The sequence below is a fragment of the Stenotrophomonas sp. Sm2128 genome, assembly GCF_030985535.1.
Lineage (GTDB): Bacteria > Pseudomonadota > Gammaproteobacteria > Xanthomonadales > Xanthomonadaceae > Stenotrophomonas > Stenotrophomonas maltophilia.
In genome coordinates this window covers 51,357-72,809 of sequence record NZ_JAPTFQ010000012.1, presented here as the reverse complement: position 1 = coordinate 72,809, position 21,453 = coordinate 51,357, and the positions used below count along the sequence as shown (strand labels likewise).

The following is a 21,453-nucleotide window of genomic DNA, read 5'->3' as shown; positions in this document are numbered from 1 at the left end:
CCCCCACGAGCCCCCATGCCTGCCGCCCACGCCCCTGTCCTGAGCACTCTCGCTTTTCTGATCACAGCCATCCTCGCCGCTTCGCCCAGCCATGCGGCTGAAGCCGATGCGGATCCTGCTGCCGCCGCTGCGACGGCCAACGTGGCCGCGTCCACGCTGGATGCGGTGGTGGTGACCGGCTCGCGCACCAGTACGCGTACGGTGAAGAACAGTTCCACGCCGATCGACGTGATCTCCGCCGAAGACCTCACCGCCACCGGCCAGGCCAATCTGCTGGAAGCACTGCAGCGCGCACTGCCGTCGCTCAGCCAGATCGGCGGCTACCAGAGCGACCAGGAGAGCCTGATCCGTGGCTACCAGCTGCGCAACCTGTCACCGGGCTACACGCTGGTGCTGGTGAACGGCAAGCGCCGCAATGCCAGTGCCTATGTAAGCGGTGCCAATGGGGGCGGCTTCCCAGGCCATGCGTGGGCGGACCTGGCGTTGATTCCGGTGTCGGCCATCGACCACGTGGAAGTGCTGCGCGATGGTGCGTCTGCCATCTATGGCTCCGATGCGATTACCGGTGTGGTCAACGTGATCCTGAAGTCGCAGGCGCACGGTGGCGAGCTCGCCGTGGAAAGCGGGCAGAGCATTGATGGCGATGGCTCGCGAACCAGCGTGCGTGCCAACGTGGGCCTGCCGTGGGGTGCCGATGGCTTCGTCAACCTCTCCGGCGAGACCACCCGCCAGCATCATGCGATCCGCACCCGCCGCTACATCGATGGCTATCTGAGCTACCCGGCGGTGGATGGTAGCGGCAATCTGGTGGCGCTGCGGCCGAATAATCGATTGCCGGCCGGGGCATCGCCGAACCCGGCCGAAGCCAGCCGCAATGCCGAGGCCAACACCATCCTCAGCTCCCCGTCGTATGCGCTGAAGGCGTTCGCGGTGAACGTGGGCCATGGCCTGGGCGAGAGCGCGCAGTTCTACGCCAATGCCACCGCCAGCGATCGCACCGCGCAGGCGATCCAGAACTTCCGCCTGCCGGCGACCATCTTCACCACCTACAAGGCTCCAGGCGTGCTGAACGTGTTTCCCGATGGCTTCCTGCCGGTGCTGGAAACAAAGGAGAAGCAGTACACCGGCACCGCGGGCGTGAAAGGCCAGATCGCAGGCTGGGACTACGACGCCAGCCTGACCGGCAACCGCAGCACGGTGCGTACCTATACGCGCAACTCGGTGAACTACTCGCTGCCGTACCCCGGTTCGCCCACTGACTTCTATGACGGCAAGCTGGACTACCAGCAGGGCATCGCCAACCTGGACCTGCGCCGTGGCTTCGAGGTGGCGACGTTTGCGTCGCCGCTGGAGGTGAGCGCGGGCGCCGAGTACCAGCACGAACGATACGAGCGTGGGGCAGGGCAGTGGGAGTCATACACGGGCTTTGGTGCTGCGGCCTTCGTCGGCTATTCCACTGCGGACGCGGTGAAGGCGACCCGCAACAGCAAGGCGGTGTACGTGGGTGCGGCCACCAACATCACCTCGCGCTGGTATCTGGATGCGGCGGCGCGCTGGGAAGACCATTCCGACTTCGGCAGCGTGTCCACCGGCCGCCTGACCACGCGCTTCGACGTCACCGATGCGCTGGGCGTGCGTGCCACGGTCAGCAACGGTTTCCACGCGCCCAGCCTGGGCGCGCAGTTCTACCAGGCCACTGGCAGCTGCCCGTGCGGCACCACGCTGGTGGCGCAGGTGTCTTCGCCGGCAGCGGTTGCGCTGGGTGCTACGCCGCTGAAGCCCGAGAAAGCCACCAACTACAGCCTGGGCGTGACCTGGGACCCGAGCCCGGCGTTCCACTTGGCCGTGGATGCCTACCAGATCGACATCCGCGGCCAGCTCGGCCAGTCCAGCCAGATCGGCTACAACGCGCAGGATCCTGCACGCGTCACCGACAACAGCGGCACGGTGCTGACTGCGGCGCAGAAGAACACCATCGATGCGCTGTTGGGTTCGGCCGGCATCAGCATCCTGCCGGGTGATGCGTTCTACGCCAGCTACTTCACCAACGTGGGCAACACCCGCACGCGCGGTGTCGAGCTGACCCTGGAGGCCAACCAGGAAACCGCGTGGGGCAAGCTGCGCTGGAGCTATGCGGCCAACGTGGGGCGCACCACCATCCAGAAGGTCAGCGACATTCCGGCGGCGCTGCAGGGGCTGCCGAACATCAACCTGTTGACCAAGAGCAGCGAGTACGCGCTGCGCTTCCGCACGCCCAGCTACACGCAGGTGGTGGGGTTGGGCTGGCAGAACGGGCGCTGGCGCTCGAACGTCGACTTCACCTACTACGGCCCGATCAAGCGCCTGAACAGCGGCGTGGAGTACAAGCAGCCGCCGGTGCTGGTGACCAATCTCTCCGGTGCCGTGGAACTGGGCGCAGGCTGGAGTGCGGCGCTGGGCATCAACAACGTGTTCGACAAGCGCACGCGCAAGGTGCCGGAGTACGCGCGCAGTGCCACCGATGTGGCGAGCATCGAGACGACCTGGGACAACGGCGATGTGCTGGGCAACGTCGGCGCGTACTGGTACGGGCGGGTCAGTTACCGGTTTTGAGGTTCACGCCAAAGGCGGCCGGACGTAGTTCGGCATCATCGAGGAGCATTTCATGTCTTCTGCATTGAAGGTGGTGGCAGTGGTGGGGTCACCGACCAGCTCGGCAACGTCGCGTACGTTGCTGCTGGTGCGGCACTTGTTGGCGTCGTTGCAGCAGCGGGTGCATGCGAGCGTGGAGCTGGTGGAGCTGGCGCCGATTGCGCGTTCGCTGGGGCAGTCGCTGTCGCGCGATGAAGCGGAGCCAGCCGTAGAGCAGGCACTGCAGGCAATCGAGGCGGCCGGTCTGCTGGTGGTGGCGACGCCGGTGTATCGCGGTTCCTATCCCGGGCTGTTCAAGCACCTGGTCGATTTCATCGGGCTGGAAGCGCTGGTGGATACGCCGGTGCTGCTGGCGGCGACCGGTGGCAGCGAGCGCCATGCGTTGGTGATCGACCACCAGTTGCGGCCGCTGTTCAGTTTCCTGCAGGCGCACACGCTGCCGATCGGGGTGTATGCCACGCCTGCCGACTTCGATGGCGAGCAGATCAACAGTGCAGCCTTGCAGGCGCGCATCGCACTGGCGGCCGAGCGCGCGGCAGGGCATCTGGCTTCGCAGGCGCTGGCGGTACCGGCGCCGCTGCGAAGGATCGCCTGACGGCATAACCGGCGGCGCTTTGCTTATGGCCAAGGCGCATCTGCATGGCCGGATCTGACCGCCGATTGTCGCCCGGCATCGCCGTGCCGACCGCCGTCATCTCTAGCATCGATATCGAAGCGGCATCGCATTGCCGCCCCCCGATGAGGACGACCCTGTGAGTCTGGACGCAACCGACAAGCCCATCCTGTTCCTGCTCGACCGTGAGTTCGAGGACGGACAGATTCCCGGCCAGCGCTTCTTCTGCCGGCACAGCCTGTTGCTGGAAGGTGCGCTGTCGAGCATCGACGGCCTGGACGCGCAGCTGGACGTGCGCCGCATCGGTTTCGCACGGCCGCGCCGGGAGGTGATCGCCGAAATCGGCGAGCAGGACCAGTCGCTGCCGAAGCTGGTGCTGCCGCAGGGCGTGCGCAGTGACCTCGCGAGTGGCGTGCACCAGGACCGCCAGTACATCTCCGGTGCCGAACCGATCCTGGCCGCGCTGAACGGGTTGCTCGGCATCCCCGTGGCCCATCCCTGAGCGAGGACGCGACCATGAGCTATCAGATCAGCGTGTTGGACAAGAGCCCGGTGGCCGAAGGCGCCTCGCCGGAGCAGGCGCTGCGCAACAGCCTGCAGCTGGCGCAGCGCGCCGAACAGCTGGGCTATCACCGCTACTGGTTTGCCGAGCACCACGCCGCGCCGACGTTGGCCAGCCCCGCACCGGAAGTTCTGGCGGCCTGGGTGCTGGCGCAGACCCGGCGCATCCGCATCGGCAGTGGCGGGGTGATGCTGCGCCACTACGCGCCGTACAAGGTGGCGGAGAACTTCAACCTGCTGGCGGCGTTGGCGCCAGGGCGCGTGGATCTGGGCGTGGGCAAGGCGCCCGGCGGCCTGCCGGCATCTACCGCTGCATTGGCAGCGGGGCGGCCGGCGTTCACCGACTTCGACCAGCAACTGCGCGATCTTGAGGGCTATCTGTCCGGCGCCGAGGCCGATGTGCTGGCGCGGCCGATTCCGCAGCAGGCGCCGGAGCGCTTCCTGCTCGGTGCCAGCCCGCAGAGTGCACGGCAGGCGGCCGAGCTGGGCTGGCGTTTCGTCTACGCCGCGCACTTCGACGGCGACCCGAAGCACATCGAGGCCGCGTTCGACGCCTACCGCAGCGTCTCCTCGCAGCCACCGCTGCTGGCTACGGTGGCCTTCGCCGCGCCGACTGCCGAAGCCGCTGCGCGTCATATTGGTGCGCTGCGCGTCTACAAGCTGCACCTCGGTCCCGGGCAGACCGTGAACCTGCCCAGCCCAGAGGCGGCTGCCGAGTACGCACGCCAGGTGGGCGTGGCCGACTTCCGCATCGAGGAAACACGTCCGAGCGTGTTGTCCGGCGATGCGCAGCACGTGCGCGGCGAACTGGACGCGCTGCACCGGCGCTTCGGCGTGGGTGAATTCATCCTCGATGCGCCGGTGGCCGACCTCGACGCACGCCTGACATCCCTTGAACTGCTGTCGCCCGCGCCGCGCGCGGCGGTGGCCTGACCTGCAGGAGCGATTCCATGAGCACCACTCCGCGCCACATTCCGTTCGGCATCATGCTGCAGGGCCCCGGCAGCCATATGCATGCCTGGAAGCATCCGTCCAACCCGGCCGATGCCAGCGTCAACCTGCAGTTCTACATCGACATTGCGCGCACCGCCGAGGACAACGGCATCGCGTTCGGCTTCGTTGCCGACGGCCTGTACATCAACGAGAAGTCGATTCCGCACTTCCTCAACCGCTTCGAGCCGATCTCGCTGCTGTCGGCACTGGCCACGGCAACGAAGAAGATCGGCCTGGCCGGCACGCTGTCGACCTCCTACAGCGACCCGTTCACCGTGGCCCGCCAGTTCGCCTCGCTGGATCTGCTCAGTGGCGGTCGTGCTGGCTGGAACGTGGTGACCTCACCGTTGGAAGGTTCGGGTCGCAACTATGGCCGGCCGCACCCGGAGCATGCGCTGCGCTACCAGATCGCCGACGAGTACCTGGAGGTGGTGCAGGGACTGTGGGATTCCTGGGATGACGACGCCTTCGTGCGCGAGCGCGACAGCGGCACGTACTTTGCGCCGGAGAAGTTCCGCCGGCTCGACCACAAAGGCCGCTTCTTCCAGGTGGAAGGCCCGCTCAACATCCAGCGCTCGCCACAGGGCCAGCCCGTGATCTTTCAGGCCGGTTCGTCCGATGACGGCATTGCGCTGGCCGGCAAGTACGCCGATGCGGTGTTCACCCATTCGCCATCGCTGGAAGAAACCCGCGCGTTCACCCAGAAGGTGAAGAACTCGGCGATTGCACACGGCCGCAGCGGCAATGACGTGAAGATCTTCCCGGGTATCGGCCCCATCGTCGGCCGCACGGCCGAGGAGGCCGAAGCCAAATACCAGGCGATCGCTGCACTGGCCACGCTGGAGGATGCGCTGGCCTATCTCGGCCGCTTCTTCGACCACCACGATTTCAGCCAGTACGATCCGGACGCGCCCTTCCCGGAGCTGGGTGACATCGGCAGCAACTCGTTCCGCTCCACCACCGACCGCATCAAGCAGGATGCGCGTGAGAAGGGCTTGAGCCTGCGCCAAGTGGCATTGGAAGCCGTGAGCCCGCGACCGAACTTCATCGGTACGCCGGAGCAGGTGGCCGATGAGCTGATCCGTTGGTTCGACGCCGGTGCCAGCGACGGCTTCATCCTTGGATTCGCCGCACAGCGCGAAGGCCTCGAGGATTTCGTGACCCAGGTGCTGCCGATCCTGCAGGCCCGCGGCTACCACCAGCGTGAGCTGCAGGGGCAGACCCTGCGTGAGCATCTGGGGCTGCCGTACAAGGCCAGCCGGTACGCGGCCGACGCCGAACCGGCGCGGAAGGCGGGGTAGGGCGATGAGCGGAGAGAATTCGGTAGCGCCCGGCCATGCCCGGCGAGACCCCACGTCCATCGGCGTGCTGCCCGAAATCGCGGCACGCGCCGAGGCGGCCATCGCGATCCGCCATGACCTGCACCGCCACCCGGAGCTGGCCTTCGAGGAGCACCGCACCAGCGCCCGTGTGGCCGAGCTGCTGCAACAGTGGGGCTATGAGGTCACCACCGGGCTCGGTGGCACAGGCGTTGTCGGCACGCTGCAGCGCGGGCAGGGCGGCCGTCGCCTCGGCCTGCGCGCCGACATCGATGCATTGCCGATCCACGAGGACTCCGGCCTGGCCTATGCCAGCCAGACCGAGGGGTTGATGCATGCCTGCGGCCACGATGGGCATACCGCCATCCTGCTGTCTGCGGCGCATTACCTGGCCCATCACGGCAATATCGACGGCACCCTGCAGCTGGTGTTCCAGCCGGCCGAGGAGACCGGTTCGGGCGCGTCGAAGATGATTGCCGACGGCCTGTTCGAGCGCTTCCCGGTGGACGCGATCTATGGCCTGCACAACTGGCCGGGCGTGCCGGTGGGCCAGTTCGGCTTTGTCGATGGCCCGGCGATGGCGTCGGTGGACTGGGCACGGCTGAAGGTGATCGGAAAGGGTGGCCACGGTGCCGAGCCGCAGGGCAGCGTGGATCCGATCCTGGTCGCCGCGCACATCATCACTGCGCTGCAGAGCGTGGTGTCGCGCAATGTCGATCCGCGGCAGATGGGCGTGGTCACCGTCGGCTCGATCCACGGCGGCCAGGCCGCCAATGTGATTCCGGACGTGGTCGAGCTGAAACTGACCGTGCGCGCCTACCTGCCGGAGGTACGCGACACCCTGCGGCGCCGGGTCACCGGGATTGCCGAGCAGACCGCTGCCGCGTTCGGTGCGCGCGCCGAGATCGAGTTCCCGCGCGGTTTCCCCAGCGTGATCAACCACCCGCAGCAGACGGCCTACATCCGCGAGGTGGCGCTGCAGGGCTTCGGCAGTGAACACGTAGTGCCCGAATTCGCGCCGCGTACCGCCAGCGAGGATTTCGCCTTCCTGCTGCAGGCGCGGCCGGGCAGTTTCGTGTTCGTCGGCAACGGCGACAGCGCGCCGCTGCACAGCCCGCGCTACGTGTTCAACGACGCCGCAATCGCACCCGCCGCCAGCCTGTGGGCACGGCTGGCCGAAGACTATCTGGTGAAGGACGTGGCATGAGCAGCAACGAACGCTTCTTCTACACCTCGGTGGATGATCCGCTGGCACGGCCTCTGTTCGATGGCCTGGAACAGGAGTACGACAGCCGCTACGCCGACGTGCGCCGACGCATCGGTGGCAGCGCCCGCGAGGAACTGCAGCGCTACCCGGCGCAGGCATTTGCCGCGCCGGTAGGGGCCTTCGTGCTGCTGCTGCGCGATGGCGTGGCGATCTCCGGCGGCGCGTTCATGCCGCACCGCGATCCGGATACCGCCGAGTTCAAGCGGATCTGGACGCTGCCCGGGCTGCGTCGGCAGGGCATCGCGCGGCGCGTGCTGCAGGAGCTGGAAGACCAGGCGGCGCGGCAAGGATACCGGCGGGTGTTCCTGACCACCGGCTTCCGCCAGCCTGAAGCGGTTGGCCTGTACCTCAGCCATGGTTACACCGCGCTGTTCGATCTGGATGCGGATCCCGAAACCATTGCGCACCTGCCGTTCGAAAAGCACGTGCGGGCACCGGCGCCCGTCATCGTGCCTGCGCAGACCCAGCTGCAAGGAGCCCACGCGTGAGCACGCCTTCGACCGCGCTGGATGGCATTGCAACCCGGCCCGCGCCAGCGCCCGCGTTGAAGATCGTGCCGGCCCGGCATCCGCTGCAGGTGTTCGGCACAGTACTGGCACTGGCGCTGATCCTGATCGGGCTGCAGTCCGTACTGGGTAATCCGCGCTGGGGCTGGGGCACCTTCGCTGAGTGGTTCTTCGCACGCCCGGTGCTCGAGGGCCTGGGCCGCACGCTGCTGCTGACCGCGCTCGGTACCGGTCTCGGTTTCGCACTGGGCACCTTGCTTGCGCTGGCCCGCGTCTCTGGTTCGCCGCTGCTGTCGGCGGTGTCGTGGGGCTACGTGTGGTTGTTCCGCTCGATCCCGCTGCTGGTGCTGTTGCTGCTGCTGAACAACCTGGGCTACCTGTACAGCACCATCGAGCTGGGCGTGCCGTTCACCGGCATCAGCCTGTTCTCGTACCCGACCACGCAGCTGATCGGTGTGTTCACCGCCGCGGTGCTGGGCCTGACCCTGAACCAGGCCGCGTTCTCGGCCGAGGTGATCCGCGGTGGCATCCTCTCGGTCGACCACGGCCAGTACGAGGCCGCGGCCGCACTCGGCCTGCCGCGCGGTCGCCAGGTGCGCTGCATCATCCTGCCGCAGGCGATGCGTTCGATCCTGCCGGCCGCGTTCAACGATGTGATCGGCCTGGCCAAGAGCACCTCGGTGGTCTACGTGCTGGCGCTGCCTGAGCTGTTCTACACCGTGCAGGTGATCTACCGCCGCAACCTGGAAGTGGTGCCGCTGCTGATGGTGGCCACGGTCTGGTACCTGGTGATCCTGACCGTGTTGTCGCTGCTGCAGCGGCGCGTGGAACAGCGCTTCGCGCGCGGCCAACTGCAGCGCGAGCGTTCGGTGTCGCGAGTGTCATCGCCCCCGCGTGTGCAGAGCGATGCCGCGCATCGCGTGGCCAACCGCCCGCGCATCGCCACCCAGGTTGAAGCGGGCGAGGGCGCTGCGGTGTCGCTGCATGGTGTGGGCAAGGTGTTCGGCGAGCAGCCGGTGCTGGAAGACGTGAACCTGGAGCTGCGCGCTGGAAGCGTGACGGTTCTGATCGGCCCGTCCGGCGCCGGCAAATCCACGCTGCTGCGGCTGATCAACCACCTGGAACGCGCCGACAGCGGCTATGTGACCGTGGGCGGCCAGCTGATCGGCTACCGCCGCGATGGCGACACCCTGTACGAACTGCCCGAGCGCGAGATCCGTCGCCGTCGTGCCGAAGTGGGCATGGTGTTCCAGGGCTTCAACCTGTTCCCGCACCTGACCGCATTGGAGAACATCATCGAGGCGCCAATCGCGGTGCGCGGTGTGCCGCGCGCGCAGGCCGAGCAGCAGGCGCGCACGCTGCTGGAGCGGGTCGGCCTGGCCGACAAGGCCGATGCCTTCCCGCGCCAGTTGTCCGGTGGCCAGCAGCAGCGCATCGCGATTGCCCGCGCGCTGGCGCTGCAGCCGAAGGTGCTGCTGTTCGACGAACCCACGTCGGCGCTGGATCCGGAACTGGTGGCCGAGGTGCTGAGCGTGATCGAAGAACTGGCCCGTTCGGGTACCACGCTGGTGATCGTCACCCATGAGCTGAGCTTCGCCCGCCGCGTGGCCGACCACGTGGTGATGATGGACCAGGGCCGGGTGATCGAGCAGGGCACGCCCGAGGCCCTGTTCGAGCGCCCGCGCCAGCAACGCACCGCCGATTTCCTGGCCAAGACCCTGTAACCCTCAAGGAATGCCATGAGCCCTGCAGCACCCCGTCGCCCCTCACGCAGCACCTTGTTGATCGCAGGCGTGCTGGTCATCGGCATCGCCGGCATCGTCTACTCGCGCGTGCGCCAGGCCCCGGATGCCGGCGCCGTGGCCGCGACCAGCCTGGCCCGCGCGAACACCGCCATCCTGAAGGGCACGCTCGACCCGAAGGCGCAGGCCCTGATTCCGGCTGGCTACCGCTTCGTCACGCCGGGGGCGTTCACCGTGGCGACTCATCCGGGGCAGCTGCCGCTGGCCGACTACGGCGCCGACAGCAAGGACGTGGTCGGCATCGAGCCGGACATCGCGCGCCTGATCGCCGATGCGCTGGGCCTGAAGCTGGTGATCGTGCCGGTGGCGTGGGCCGACTGGCCGCTGGGGCTGGAATCGGGCAAGTACGATGCGGTGCTGTCGAACGTGACGGTCACCGAGGAGCGAAAGAAGAAGTTCGATTTCTCCAGCTACCGTTACGACCTGCTGGGCATCTACACGCGCACTGATGGGCCGATCCAGAAGATCGAAAAGCCGGCCGACGTTGCCGGGCTGAAGGTGGTGGTCGGTGCCAGCACCAACCAGGACCAGATCCTGCGGCAGTGGGACCAGCAGAACATCGCTGCCGGCTTGAAGCCGGTGGAGTACCAGTACTTCGATGACGCGGTGGTCGGCCGGTTGGCGGTGATCACCGGGCGGGCCGATGTCTCGTTCGAGCCCAATGCCACCGGCGCGTACTCGGCACGCGACGGCAAGGTGCGGCGCGTGGGCCTGTTCCCCGGCGGCTGGCCGAACGCCGCGGCGATCTCGGTGACCACGCGCAAGGGGAGCGGCCTGGCCGACGCGGTGACGCAGGCGCTGAACACGCAGATTGCCAGTGGTACCTATGCGCAGGCGCTGAAGCGATGGAACGTGGCCGAGGAAGCTGTGCCGCAGTCGCAGACCAACCCGCCGGGATTGCCGACGCTGCAATGACACCGGGCGTGGCCCGGCGGGCCCCTGTAGACTGGCGCATGGTGATCGGCGACATGCAGTCGAGCAAGCTCGCCTCTACCAGCGCGCCTCCAGTGTTCTGAACGGCTTTGCCAGCCGCACACCCTCGGCATCGAAGTCGGAAACGCTATGCCCATCCACACGCACCGTCTTCGGCATGGTGCGCGCCGGCCACCAGACTTTCACTGCCGTCCCGCTGCGCAACCCCTTGCCCAGCGTGACCGTCAGTGTGCCGTCGCGCTGCCGCGCCTGCATCTGCAACGTGCCATACGCGGTCGGCAGCCGCTCCACCGCCAACCCATCGCCCGCCACCCACGACGGCGGCGTGCCCGGCAGCAATGACAATGCATCATCGTCTTCGCGCATCAGCATGCCGAACAGCGTGCGGCCGTACTCGGCACCAATCCAGGTATGCGGCATGTCGCCCAGGTAGCGGGGGAAACGCAGCCGCGAGTGCACGACCTCGGCCAGTACCTGCCACTCAAGCGGGCGCCGATCATGCAGCAGTCCCTGCAGCAGCTCATCGGCAACCTGCGGTTGGCCCAGGTGCACATAGCTCAGCACGTTGCGGATCTCATACGGCGTATAGGCGTACAGCGCATCGGGCTGGCTGCGCTTGCGCACATCCTCCAGATAACGCGCGAAGGTGGTCCGCAGTGCCTCGGCGGGCAGCACGCTCTGCGCACCGGTGGGGTCCAGTGCGATCGATACGCCGGTTGGATCGCCATCGCCCAGGTCGGCCGAGGAGGGAATGAAGTCGATGCCCTTCCACGCCATCGTCGCCCGGATAGAGGCGTGCAGCGCGTCGTAGAGCAGCGTGTACTGTTCGCGCGCCCAACGGGCGGTTTCATGGTCGCCCAGCGACTCGGCCAGCCACGCGCCGTCGTGCCAGCCCTTCAGTCCCCAGTAGTCATCCCAGTAGCTGTGGGTGGGCGACGGATATCCCTCATGGCTGATCGACGGCGCAAGGATGCCCGCGAAGCGCTCCGGCGCCGGCTGGTCGGCCTTGTAGCCGGGCACCAGCGTGCGCTCGCGTAGTTCCTGCAGGAACTGCAGCGCGGCCTTCACCTTGGGCAGGTAGGCACGCACCGATTCCGGTCCACCATCCAAGCGCGCGACATCGGCCACCAACGCGACGTACTGTCCTTGGCTGTCGTACTCGATGTCCGATCCAAAGCCGGTGTTGACACTGCCATCGTCGTTGAGGATCGGCGAGACCAGGCCGTTGGCATGCACGCCGTGTTCGCTGTACCAGGCCAGGTAGTCGCGCGCGACGCGTGCTTCGCCCATGCGCAGCAGCACCGCCGAGGTGGCCATGCCGTCGCGGATGAAGGAGCGGTTGTAGTTGCGGGGCCCGGGCTGCATGGCCGGGCCGGTCTGGTTGATCAGCATGTAGGCGGCCTGCGCGCGCAGCATGTCCACCAGCGAAGGATCGGGCAGGCGCAGGCCGACCTGGCCCAGCCGTACCTGCCAGTCCGCGGACGCCTGCGTGGCCAGTGAATCGAACGCCGCATTGGCATCGCGGGGCAGCGTGGCCAGATCGAGCGCGGGCGCCTCGGGCAGTGCGCCCTTGCTATCGGTGGTGGCAGTACCCAGCGGGAACGCGACCACGATGGCATCGCTGGCTCCCGGTGCCAGTGACACGCGGTAGTTCAACGCAGCCGAGGCAAGACCCTCGTCGTCGCGCGCCTGTTGCGTGGAGGGCAGATGGCCGGCAGCGACGTTCGCGGTGATTTCCGTTGCGCCATCCCTGCCAAACGGCGCCGCGCCGGACGCAGTCACCGGCGTGAGCGACTGCAGCAGCATGCGGCCATTGATGCGCACAGCCTGTCCATCGATCGCCACATCGCGGATGGGTGACAGCCCGCCGTTCTGCCACGGTGGATTCATCTGCATCGGGCGCACGACCAGGCTGAGCGTGCCGTCGATCCTGGTGCCGCCGGTGTTGTGCAGGCGATGACGCAGGAAGGTCACCGGCTGGCCGTTGCGCTCGATGGCGAACACTTCACTGCGCAGCTCCAGGCCGGGTTGCGGTGACCAGGTAGCGGAGGGCATCGGCTTCCAGCCGTCCCGCAATGCATGCTGCACGTTCTGCCCGGCCGCACCCGCAGTGCTCCCATCGGCGCTGCGCCAGATCGGCTGCACCAGCGGCGCGCCCTTGAATGCTTCCAGATTGCCGTATTCGTCGAAGATCGATTTCTGCCGCCCTGCGTGCACGCCGACGGCGGTCCAATAGGTCTGCTGCATCTGCAGCGACGCCGGGAACAACGCGCGCTGCGCGCCGCTGGCGGCGATCTGATACTGATTCATCGGTGTCATCACGGCTTTCGGGCCGAGCAGGCGCAGGCGTGCCACCTTTGGTGCAGATCCATCCACGCTCAGGCGGAATGCACGCATGGCCTGTGCGGCATTGGCGGCCAACCAGCTCTGGCGGTGGCTGGCCGCCTGCGCATCGTGCGCGAGGTCCTGCCACCGGCCCTGTGCATCCTGAACCTGCAATCGGGCAGGGCCGCGGTTTCCATCAGCCCAGTCGACCACCAGACCAGCCGTCGATTGAGCCTGCGGCAGCGTGATCTCTAACGCATGGGATCCATTTGTTCCGGCCGGAACCGCAACGGTGCCACCGCCTTGCCAGAGCGCCGCCGCCTGCGCTGCATCGACACCCCTGATGCGTGCGCTGAGCGTGCTGTCCAGCGGCTCCATCTCGAAGATCGACACGCCCCAGTCGGCAGTGCGCTGCGGACTGGCCAGCCGCAGATAGCGCGCCTGCCGCGGCGCGAAGTACAGCGTTTCCACATCGCCCAGTGAATCGGCCATCGTGTACGCGGTCTGCCACTGCGTGCCATCCAGTGAGGTCTGCAGCGAATAGCCTTCCGGATTGGAGACATCCCAGGTGAGGCGCGCGCCGGCCAGCAGGGTGGGTGCGCCCAGGTCGATCTGGAACCAGTGGCCGGGGCTGAAGGCGCCGCCGGTCACGGTCTTCGGGTCGCCGTCGATCAGGTGGCCGATCGCCATCGCCGGCACCTGCTGCGAGGAACTGCTGGCCTGCCATTGGCTGCGCGGGGGGAGGGTCTGTGCCTGTGCGCTGGAGGCGAGGGCGGCCAACAGCAGGGCAATGGCAGATCGCCATGGGATAGCTGAGCGGAAGACCTTGGAACGTTCGGCGCGCAACGTCATTACTGGCAGCCTCGCAGGATCGACCGGAATCGGGCGAGCGCTACGCTAGCAAGGGATGTAATCGGTTACATGACGCACTGCAATAGGTTGCGGATGATGGCCGGTCGCCTCGATCGCCGGTTTGAGTCACGATCACCATCAATGGGGTTGACGGATGTGGCTCTGGACGGCCGTCGACCAGGCCATACGCTATTGGTAGCGACCTCGAATCTGGAATGGATTGATGATGGAATTCAGTTTTACGCTGATGTACCGAGTGCCCGATATCGGGGAAGATCTCAGTGCATTTGAGCGATGTCTCGCAGAGTCGGGATGTGACGATGGGCTGCTGGGTAGTGGTTTGCCGGGTATCTTGGCGTTGCGATTCCAGAGAGAGGGAACGGTCGCAAACGATGTCGCGCGTGATACATGCGTGCAGGTCCAAAATGCGCTCCCGGAAGCCGAGTTGATAACCGTGCACTTCGATGTCAGCAATGCTGCCAGTATCTCTACTTGCGGTGCCTCCAGAGCTGGGCTTGTTTGACTTCCATGGAACACTTTTGAGAAGCAGCCGAGCATGGCTCGGCTCTACATAGTATCCGGCAGGTCAAGCGCCCCCCTGTTACAGCTCCACCGTCTCCCACCATCGCGTACCCGCCTGCGGCGCCTGCATGTCCAGCGCTTCGCCCATCATCGGCGTGGCCACCGGCACGTTCTTCGCGGCCGCCAATGCGGTGATGCGTTCGAACGGCTGCTGCCATGCGTGCAGGGCCAGATCGAAGGTGCCGTTATGGATCGGCAGCAGCCACTTGCCGTGCAGGTCCAGGTGCGCCTGCAGCGTCTGTTCCGGCTGCATGTGCACGAACGCCCAGCGCGGATCGTAGGCACCAGTCTCGATCATCGTCAGGTCGAACGGGCCGTACTTTTCGCCGATGGCCTTGAAGCCGTCGAAGTAGCCGGTGTCGCCGCTGAAGAAGATGCGGAAGTCGCCGTCCTGGATCACCCATGACGCCCACAGGCTACGATCACTGTCGCCCAGTCCGCGGCCGGAGAAATGCTGGCCGGGGGTGGCGGTCAGGCGCAGGCCATTGGCCTCGGTCGATTGCCACCAGTCCAGCTGTTCGACCTTGCTGGTGTCCACGCCCCAGGCGATCAGCTGGTCGCCGACGCCGAGCGGTGCAATGAAGCGCGCGGTCTTGCCGGCCAGCTGCATCACCGCTGCATGGTCGAGGTGGTCGTAGTGGTTGTGCGAGAGGATCACGCCGGCGATCGGCGGCAGATCGTCGATGCTGATCGGCGGCGCATGGAAGCGGGCCGGGCCCATCCACTGCACCGGCGAGGCGCGCTCGGAGAACACCGGGTCGGTCAGCCAGTACTGGCCGCGCAGCTTCAGCAGGATCGTGGAGTGCCCCAGCCGGAACAGGCTGCGGTCCGGCGCGGCGTCCAGTGTGGCGCGGTCCAGCGGCTGCACTGGAATCGGGTGCGCGGGCACGGTGCCCTTGGGTTTGTTGAAGAGGAACGTCCACCAGATCTCCAGGCCGTCGCGCAGGCCCATCGCTGGACGGGGCAGGGCATTGCGGAACTTGCCATCACGGTACTGCGGCGACTCGGGGAAGTCGGGGAGGGACCAGGACTTGCAGAAGGTGTAGGCGGTCACGGCGAGGATTCCAAGCAGGAGGACAAGGAGCAGGCGCTTCATGGGTGACGTCCGCGGAGTACACTGCACAGTGTAGTTTCGGGTTTTCCAAAAGTACACTGCCGAGTGTAAAATGGAGGCGTCCGTTCAGTTATCCGGTTCCCGCCATGCCCCGTGCCCCGCAACGCCTGACCGACCGCAAACGCGAAGCCATCGTGCGCGCGGCGGTGGAGGAGTTCCGTGCCGCGGGCTACGAGGCGACCAGCATGGACCGCATTGCCGAGGCGGCCGGGGTCTCCAAGCGCACCGTCTACAACCACTTCCCGAGCAAGGAAGCGCTGTTCTCGATGATCCTGGAGGAGCTGTGGGAGCGCAGCGTGGCCAGCGACGCATTGCCGTACCGCGCCGACCAGCCGCTGCAGGCGCAGTTGCTGCAGTTGCTGGGCCAGAAGCTGGAACTGCTCAGCGATGCCAACTTCATCGACCTGGCGCGGGTGGCGATGGCCGAGATCATCCACTCACCGGAGCGTGCGCAGGCCATCGTCTGCCGCATGGGCGAGAAGGAAAGTGGCGAGAGTGCGTGGATCCGCGCGGCCATCGCTGACGGCCGGCTGCGCGAGGTCGATCCGGAGTTCGCCGGCCACCAGCTGCACGGGCTGGTGAAGAGCTTTGCGTTCTGGCCACAGGTGACGATGGGGCAGGCGCCGTTGAACGCAGAGGAGCGTGCACGCGTGGCCGAATCGGCGGTGGCGATGTTCCTCGGTTTCTACGCGGTCTAGCTGGCGGCGAAGCGGAGGAACTCGTCGGCCGGCAGCGCCGCCGAGTACAGATAGCCTTGGCCGACATCCACGCCCAGGGCCCGCAGCTTCTGCTCCTGCGCCAGGGTTTCGGTACCTTCGGCCACCACGATCGCGCCGCAGCGGTGCGCAACCTCGACGATGAAGCGCACGATCGACTGCGACTTGGCGTTGGACAGTGTGGCGATCAGCGCCTGTTCGATCTTGACCTCGGCGATGGCCAGCTGCGAGAGCAGGATCAGGGTTGAATAGCCAGCGCCGAAATCATCCAGCGACAGGGTGACCTCCGCCGCCAGCAGCTGTGCGATGTTGGCATCGACCACGTCGCGCTCGACGATCTCGGTCCATTCGACGATCTCCAGGCGCAACATCACGCCAGGCACATCGTGCAGCTGCAGCAGTTCCTGCAGGCGCAGGCCGAAGTCGGGCAGGCGCAGTGACTCGGCCGAAACGTTCACTGCGATCTCCAGCTGCCAGCCATCGCGTCGGCACTGCTGCAGGAAGTGGATGGCCGACTGCAGCGTGGCCCATTCCAGTTCAGCCAATCGCCCCTGCCGGCGCAGCAGGGAGATCACCCGCATCGGCGCGATCAGCCGGCCCTCGCCGTCGCGCATGCGCAGCAGTGCTTCGGCGCCGACCAGTTGACGATCCTGCAGGCGATGCTTGGGCTGGTAGCACAGCGGTGCGTCGCCCTGCTGCAGCCAACGTTCGAGAGCGACTTCGATCAGGGCGTCGATCTCGCTGTCGCGCTGGATCGGGTCGTCGAAGAACACGACGCCGGATTCGATCGCACTCAGTGCAACGGTGATCGCACGGAACGGAAGATGTCCTTCGTCGGCATCTACGGGGGGCTTCAATTCGACTACTGCACAGCGGAACAGCGGCCGGAAACCGGGCCAATCGCGGCCGCCCTGCTCGGCCAGGTTGCTGGCCAGCTCGGTGATCTGCGGTTGCGTGCGCAGTTCGGACAAGGCCAGGTCGCGCACCAGGATCGCCAGCGCGGCATCGCCGAACTGGTAGATCTCCAGTTGCGTGGCCGGCAGCGAGGGCAGCAGTCGATGTACTTCTTCGGTGCTGTCGCGCTGCCAGATACCGTTGTCCTGCAGCGGACCATAGCGCAGGCGCAGATCGCGCAGGTTGCCCATCTCGGCCACGATCAGGCAGGCCTTGCCGATGCCGTCGTTGTCGCGCCAGTAATGCTGCAGGCGTTCGCCGAGCGCACGCATGTTGGGCAGGCCACTGATCGGATCGATGCGCAGCCAGGCCTGTTCGCGCTGGCGTTGTGCATCGATCTGAGCATCGTTGTAGACCAGTGCGAACACCGCGCCGAGCATCAGCAGTGAGAGTGGCAGTGCCAGCAGGCGCTGGATTGCCAACTCCTCCACGGGCAGCTGATGGGCGCCGATGATTGCTACCCCCAGTGCCAGGCCCAACGCAGTGACGACGATACGAACGCCCCAGGCCTGCAGGATCAGGCGCAGCGAGAGTTCATTGAGCATGCGTGGGTGCAGGCGCCTGCGCAGCCAGACGCCGGCCAGCATCTGCAGCGTGGCCTCGAGGCCGGCAGGCAGGAAATACTGGGTGCCGGCGAACTGGTAGCGGGCCAGCAGGCTGGCGCCCAGGCAGGCCAGGCCACCGCGCCAGCCGCCGAGCAGGCCGCTGACCAGCAGGATGTCGAAACCCAGGTGGAGCTTGACCACGCCCTGGCTGTAGCGGGCCACGAACCAGGAATTGAACAGGTAGATCAGGCCCAGCGCCACGCCCACGTACAGGCGGCGGCCTTCAATGGCGTGGCCGGCGCGGCGGGTGGCGATCAGCAGCACGCCGATCATGCCGATCACCGCCGTGGCCTGCAGCAGGTACAGCGGCAGGCTGGGCAGGGCGCTGTCCAGGACCTGGGCCGAGACCCGTGAAAGCGCATCCATAGCAGGTTCCCGCCTGTGACCGACGGCCGGTGACGAGCAGCGTAGTCGCAGCAGCGCGCAGGTTCAATTGCGCTGGCTGCGTTCGGGCAGGAGGTGTTCGGCCATGAAATCCACGAACGCGCGTACACGCGGCTGCTGATGGCGATGGCTTGGCCAGAGGGCCCAGAAGGTGCTTCGCTCAGTGCTCCATGGGTCCAGAACGCTGACGAGCGAACCGCGGTCCAGCGCATCACGCGTGGCGAAGTCGGGCAGGCACGCAATGCCATGGCCATCGATGGCCATGTGCAGGATCGTCTCAAGATGATTGGCGGTCATTGCGGCAGTCAGCCGGGTTTCAGCGCCTCCCTCACGTGCGGGCAGTGGCCAGCGTTCGATCAGGCCGGTGCCGGGAAAGCGATGGAGAAGGCATGCGTGGCCGCTCAGCTCTTCCGGGTGCTGCGGCGTGCCACGCTGGGCGAAGTACGCAGGGGCGCCCACGCACAGCAGGCGGGTACTGCCGAGGTTGCGGCCGTGCAGCCGGGAGTCGGCGGGGCTGCCTGTGCGGACGACGGCATCGAAGCCTTCCTCGATGACATCGACCAGGCGGTCGCTGAAGTGCAGGTCGAGTTCGATGGCGGGGAAGCGCTGCGCAAACGCCGAAAGCACCGGCAGCATCAGACCGCTGGCGAGTGGAAGACTGACCTTCAGGCGACCGCTGGGCGCGGCCTGGGCATCGGTCAGTTCGCGTTCTGCCGCAGCGACCTCGATCATGATGCGGCGGCAGCGTTCAAGGAACTGCTCGCCTTCGGCAGTCAGGCTGACGCTGCGGGTATTGCGATTCAGCAGGCGGGCGCCCAGGCGCTCTTCCAGCCGGGCGATGGTCTTGCTTGCGGCCGAAGGGGTGATGCCACGCTGTCGTGCTGCGGCCGCGAAGCTGCGTGCCTCGGCGACCAGAACGAAGAGGCTGAGACCGGCAAAGCTGTCCATGACGTGACCATTGATGACGTTGTTGTCATTAAAGCATGGAGCGAATGACGGATTCTTACGCAATAGCGTCGTCGATAGCATCAATGCGGTGGCGCTTGGCCACGCTCGAGTTTCATCGACATGTCTGTTGCCTCTGCTGAGACGGCCGGATCATCACGCTTTGGCGTGGTGCTGGCAGGCTGTCTGACGGCGCTCACCATTCCCTTGAGCATTGCCAGCCCTGCCGTGGGCATTCCTGCCATCCGGGACGCGCTGGGCGGTTCCCCTGCGGCGTTGTCCTGGATCATCAACGCCTATCTGTTGACCTACGGCTGCACCACGCTGGTGGCCGGTGGACTGGCCGATCTGCATGGCAGGCGCCGGATCTGGATTCTGGGCGGCGCGTTGTTTGCACTCGTCACCGGCCTGATTCCCTTGATGCCCGATGTGGCGTGGATCAATGTCCTGAGACTGCTTCAGGGGATGGCGGCGTCGGCAGCGTTTGCCGGCGCGATGGCGTCGCTGGCGCAAGTGTTCGACGGCCAGGCGCGGGCAAGGGTGTTCAGCCTGATCGGCACCACTTTTGGTGCAGGGGCCGCAGGCGGTCCGCTGCTGGCGGGCGGGTTGATCGATGCGCTGGGCTGGGAATGGGTGTTCTTCCTGCCTGCGTTGCTGGCGGCCCTGACCGTACCGCTGGTCGCCCTGTCATCCGCCGAATCGAGAAACCCCGGTTCGCCACGCCTGGATTGGCTGGGGGCCATCACCTTCATGCTGGCGCTGGGCTCACTCACCTACGCCATGATCGTGCTGCCGGAACGTGGCCTGGTGCATCCGCAGACGCTGGTACTGCTGGCGCTCTCGGTGGTGCTGCTGGGCGTGTTCATTGCCGTTGAGCGCTCCCATCGAACACCGCTGCTGGATCTCCGGCTGTTCCGCAACCGGCGTTTTGTTGGCGTGCAGATTCTGGCCGCTGCCCCTGCGTTCTCCTACGTCGTCCTTCTGGTCGTGCTGCCGGCTGGCTTCATCGGTGTTGAAGGACTGCGACCCACCGAGGCTGGACTGGCGATGGCAGCACTGTCTGCACCCTTGCTGGTGGTTCCCCTGGTTGCCGGCTACCTGCTGCGCTGGATTCCGGCGCGGACGCTGTGCTGTGCGGGCCTGCTGATCGGTGCTCTTGGGCTGGCATGGCTGGCGCAGGTGTTCCAGTTCCCGTCGGTGCGCTGGATGCCGATGCTGGTCATCGGAATCGGCATCGGCCTTCCCTGGGGGATCATGGATGGCCTGGCGGTCAGCGTGGTCGGCAAGGAGCAGGCCGGCATGGCCGCTGGCATCTTCAATGCGATGCGACTGGCAGGCGATTCCATTGCCCTCGCGCTTGTCGGCATCATGCTCTCGGCCCGGGTTGGCGGGGACATGATGCTGGAGGCCGGCGTCGTGGCCCGTGCCGCCGTGCACAGGCTGTCCATGGGCGACCTTGGCGGAGCGGTGGAGGCATTGCCCGGCGTTTCGAGAACGGCGCTTGCCCAGGCATACGTGGAGGCCGTCCGTGGCCAGCTGTTTGCCCTGGCGATGGCGACCGTGCTGGCCGCCATCGTGCTTGGGTACCTGTTGCGCGAAGAGGTCGAGCCTGGCCTGAGCAGGGGTAGTCAGTAGCGCGGGTCGGCAATGGCCGGCAGCACCAGTTCGCGCACGAAGCCGGACGGTGACAACTGCAGCAGCGCACGCACCATCGCAACGACGTCGTGCACCGGCACCAGCTCGCCGTCGCCGCGCGCTGCGGCCTCTGCCACCGGCACCGACAGTGCATCGTCGGTGTTGAGGTAGCCCAGCTGCAGGCTGGTCACCGCCAGGCGCCGATCGCGGAAGCCCTCGCGCAGTGCATCGGCGATGCCGTTGAGTGCGAACTTGGATGCACCGAACGCCACTTCCGGGCGGCCGCTGCGCGGCAGTGCCGAGGTCGAGCCGGTCAGCACCAGCTGCGGGCGTGGCGCGCCCAGCACCCGCGGCAGCAGGCGCTGCAGCAGCACCAGGGTCGCGGTGATGTTGACGTCGACCAGCTGGGTGAGCGCGGCATCGCTCTCGTCGAGGAAGGCGTACTCGTCGCTGAAGGCGGTCTCTTCCCAGATGCCCAGGTTGTGGATCAGCACATCCAGATCGGCCGGTGCCTGCGCTGCGATGTGATTGGCAGCCAGGGTGGGTTGGGACAGATCGGCCTCGATCCACTGCAGGGTGACACCCTCGGGGCATTCAAGGTCGCGCGGACGGCTGCGCGAAACGCCGATGACGGTGTCGCCCGCACTGCACAGGCCTTCCACGAACGCCCGACCCAGGCCCCTGCTGGCGCCGATGACCATCAATTTCATGTTGCT

17 protein-coding genes are annotated in these 21,453 nt (G+C 66.6%); 12 read left to right on the top strand and 5 right to left on the bottom strand.

Annotated features, from left to right (window positions below; genetic code table 11):
• The first annotated feature begins 15 nt into the window (after nucleotides 1-15).
• The 9 genes from O0K41_RS05750 to O0K41_RS05710 all read left to right on the top strand — a co-directional run bounded on the left by O0K41_RS05750 (nucleotide 16) and on the right by O0K41_RS05710 (nucleotide 10,607).
• On the top strand, nucleotides 16-2,592 hold the full coding sequence (locus O0K41_RS05750) for a TonB-dependent receptor (RefSeq protein WP_164222168.1): 2,577 nt from the start codon (nucleotides 16-18) through the stop codon (nucleotides 2,590-2,592).
• A 52-nt stretch (nucleotides 2,593-2,644) separates the two neighbouring features.
• Entirely contained in the window at nucleotides 2,645-3,226 is a 582-nt protein-coding gene (gene msuE, locus O0K41_RS05745; protein ID WP_049397092.1) for an FMN reductase, read from the top strand.
• A 157-nt stretch (nucleotides 3,227-3,383) separates the two neighbouring features.
• Nucleotides 3,384-3,746, top strand: coding sequence for a DUF3088 family protein (locus O0K41_RS05740; RefSeq protein WP_005409341.1), 363 nt, complete (start codon nucleotides 3,384-3,386; stop codon nucleotides 3,744-3,746).
• A gap of 14 nt (nucleotides 3,747-3,760) precedes the next feature.
• Complete coding sequence (locus O0K41_RS05735) at nucleotides 3,761-4,738, top strand: MsnO8 family LLM class oxidoreductase (protein WP_012479983.1); 978 nt, start codon at nucleotides 3,761-3,763, stop codon at nucleotides 4,736-4,738.
• Nucleotides 4,739-4,755: 17 nt separating this feature from the next.
• Complete coding sequence (locus O0K41_RS05730; protein ID WP_049449641.1) at nucleotides 4,756-6,099, top strand: LLM class flavin-dependent oxidoreductase; 1,344 nt, start codon at nucleotides 4,756-4,758, stop codon at nucleotides 6,097-6,099.
• Nucleotides 6,100-6,103: 4 nt separating this feature from the next.
• Nucleotides 6,104-7,324, top strand: a complete 1,221-nt coding sequence (locus tag O0K41_RS05725) for a M20 aminoacylase family protein (protein ID WP_164222166.1) — start codon at nucleotides 6,104-6,106, stop codon at nucleotides 7,322-7,324.
• Nucleotides 7,321-7,872 (top strand): GNAT family N-acetyltransferase, encoded by a 552-nt coding sequence (locus tag O0K41_RS05720; protein WP_049449636.1) that lies wholly within the window; start codon nucleotides 7,321-7,323, stop codon nucleotides 7,870-7,872. Before O0K41_RS05725 ends, O0K41_RS05720 begins: the two co-directional genes overlap by 4 nt.
• Nucleotides 7,869-9,614, top strand: a complete 1,746-nt coding sequence (locus tag O0K41_RS05715) for an amino acid ABC transporter permease/ATP-binding protein (protein ID WP_164222164.1) — start codon at nucleotides 7,869-7,871, stop codon at nucleotides 9,612-9,614. Before O0K41_RS05720 ends, O0K41_RS05715 begins: the two co-directional genes overlap by 4 nt.
• Nucleotides 9,615-9,629: 15 nt before the next feature.
• Nucleotides 9,630-10,607 carry an ABC transporter substrate-binding protein gene (locus O0K41_RS05710; protein ID WP_049449634.1) on the top strand — a complete coding sequence of 326 codons (978 nt, stop codon included), beginning with the start codon at nucleotides 9,630-9,632 and terminating at the stop codon, nucleotides 10,605-10,607.
• Nucleotides 10,608-10,682: 75 nt separating this feature from the next.
• On the opposite strand, the gene O0K41_RS05705 is transcribed toward O0K41_RS05710, so the two are convergent.
• Nucleotides 10,683-13,802 (bottom strand): discoidin domain-containing protein, encoded by a 3,120-nt coding sequence (locus tag O0K41_RS05705; protein WP_164222162.1) that lies wholly within the window; start codon nucleotides 13,800-13,802, stop codon nucleotides 10,683-10,685.
• Between the two features lie 223 nt (nucleotides 13,803-14,025).
• Between O0K41_RS05705 and O0K41_RS05700 the strand changes: the two genes are divergently transcribed.
• Nucleotides 14,026-14,325, top strand: coding sequence for a hypothetical protein (locus O0K41_RS05700; protein ID WP_053090768.1), 300 nt, complete (start codon nucleotides 14,026-14,028; stop codon nucleotides 14,323-14,325).
• A gap of 78 nt (nucleotides 14,326-14,403) precedes the next feature.
• On the opposite strand, the gene O0K41_RS05695 is transcribed toward O0K41_RS05700, so the two are convergent.
• The gene (locus tag O0K41_RS05695; RefSeq protein WP_164222160.1) at nucleotides 14,404-15,480 is read right to left on the bottom strand and encodes an MBL fold metallo-hydrolase; all 1,077 of its coding nucleotides are present in this window, start codon (nucleotides 15,478-15,480) and stop codon (nucleotides 14,404-14,406) included.
• Between the two features lie 104 nt (nucleotides 15,481-15,584).
• Here O0K41_RS05695 and O0K41_RS05690 point away from each other — a divergent pair, with 104 nt between their 5' ends.
• A complete protein-coding gene (locus O0K41_RS05690; RefSeq protein ID WP_164222158.1) occupies nucleotides 15,585-16,196 on the top strand; it encodes a TetR/AcrR family transcriptional regulator in 612 nt (203 codons plus the stop codon).
• On the opposite strand, the gene O0K41_RS05685 is transcribed toward O0K41_RS05690, so the two are convergent.
• On the bottom strand, nucleotides 16,193-18,139 hold the full coding sequence (locus tag O0K41_RS05685) for an EAL domain-containing protein (protein ID WP_164222156.1): 1,947 nt from the start codon (nucleotides 18,137-18,139) through the stop codon (nucleotides 16,193-16,195). The genes O0K41_RS05690 and O0K41_RS05685 overlap by 4 nt on opposite strands.
• Before the next feature lie 63 nt (nucleotides 18,140-18,202).
• Nucleotides 18,203-19,105 carry a LysR substrate-binding domain-containing protein gene (locus tag O0K41_RS05680; protein ID WP_088430203.1) on the bottom strand — a complete coding sequence of 301 codons (903 nt, stop codon included), beginning with the start codon at nucleotides 19,103-19,105 and terminating at the stop codon, nucleotides 18,203-18,205.
• A gap of 120 nt (nucleotides 19,106-19,225) precedes the next feature.
• Between O0K41_RS05680 and O0K41_RS05675 the strand changes: the two genes are divergently transcribed.
• Nucleotides 19,226-20,737, top strand: coding sequence for an MFS transporter (locus tag O0K41_RS05675; RefSeq protein ID WP_164222154.1), 1,512 nt, complete (start codon nucleotides 19,226-19,228; stop codon nucleotides 20,735-20,737).
• Here O0K41_RS05675 and O0K41_RS05670 read toward each other — a convergent pair.
• Nucleotides 20,731-21,447 carry an SDR family oxidoreductase gene (locus O0K41_RS05670; protein WP_005413133.1) on the bottom strand — a complete coding sequence of 239 codons (717 nt, stop codon included), beginning with the start codon at nucleotides 21,445-21,447 and terminating at the stop codon, nucleotides 20,731-20,733. The two genes, O0K41_RS05675 and O0K41_RS05670, sit on opposite strands and share 7 nt — an antisense overlap.
• Nucleotides 21,448-21,453: the final 6 nt, after the last annotated feature.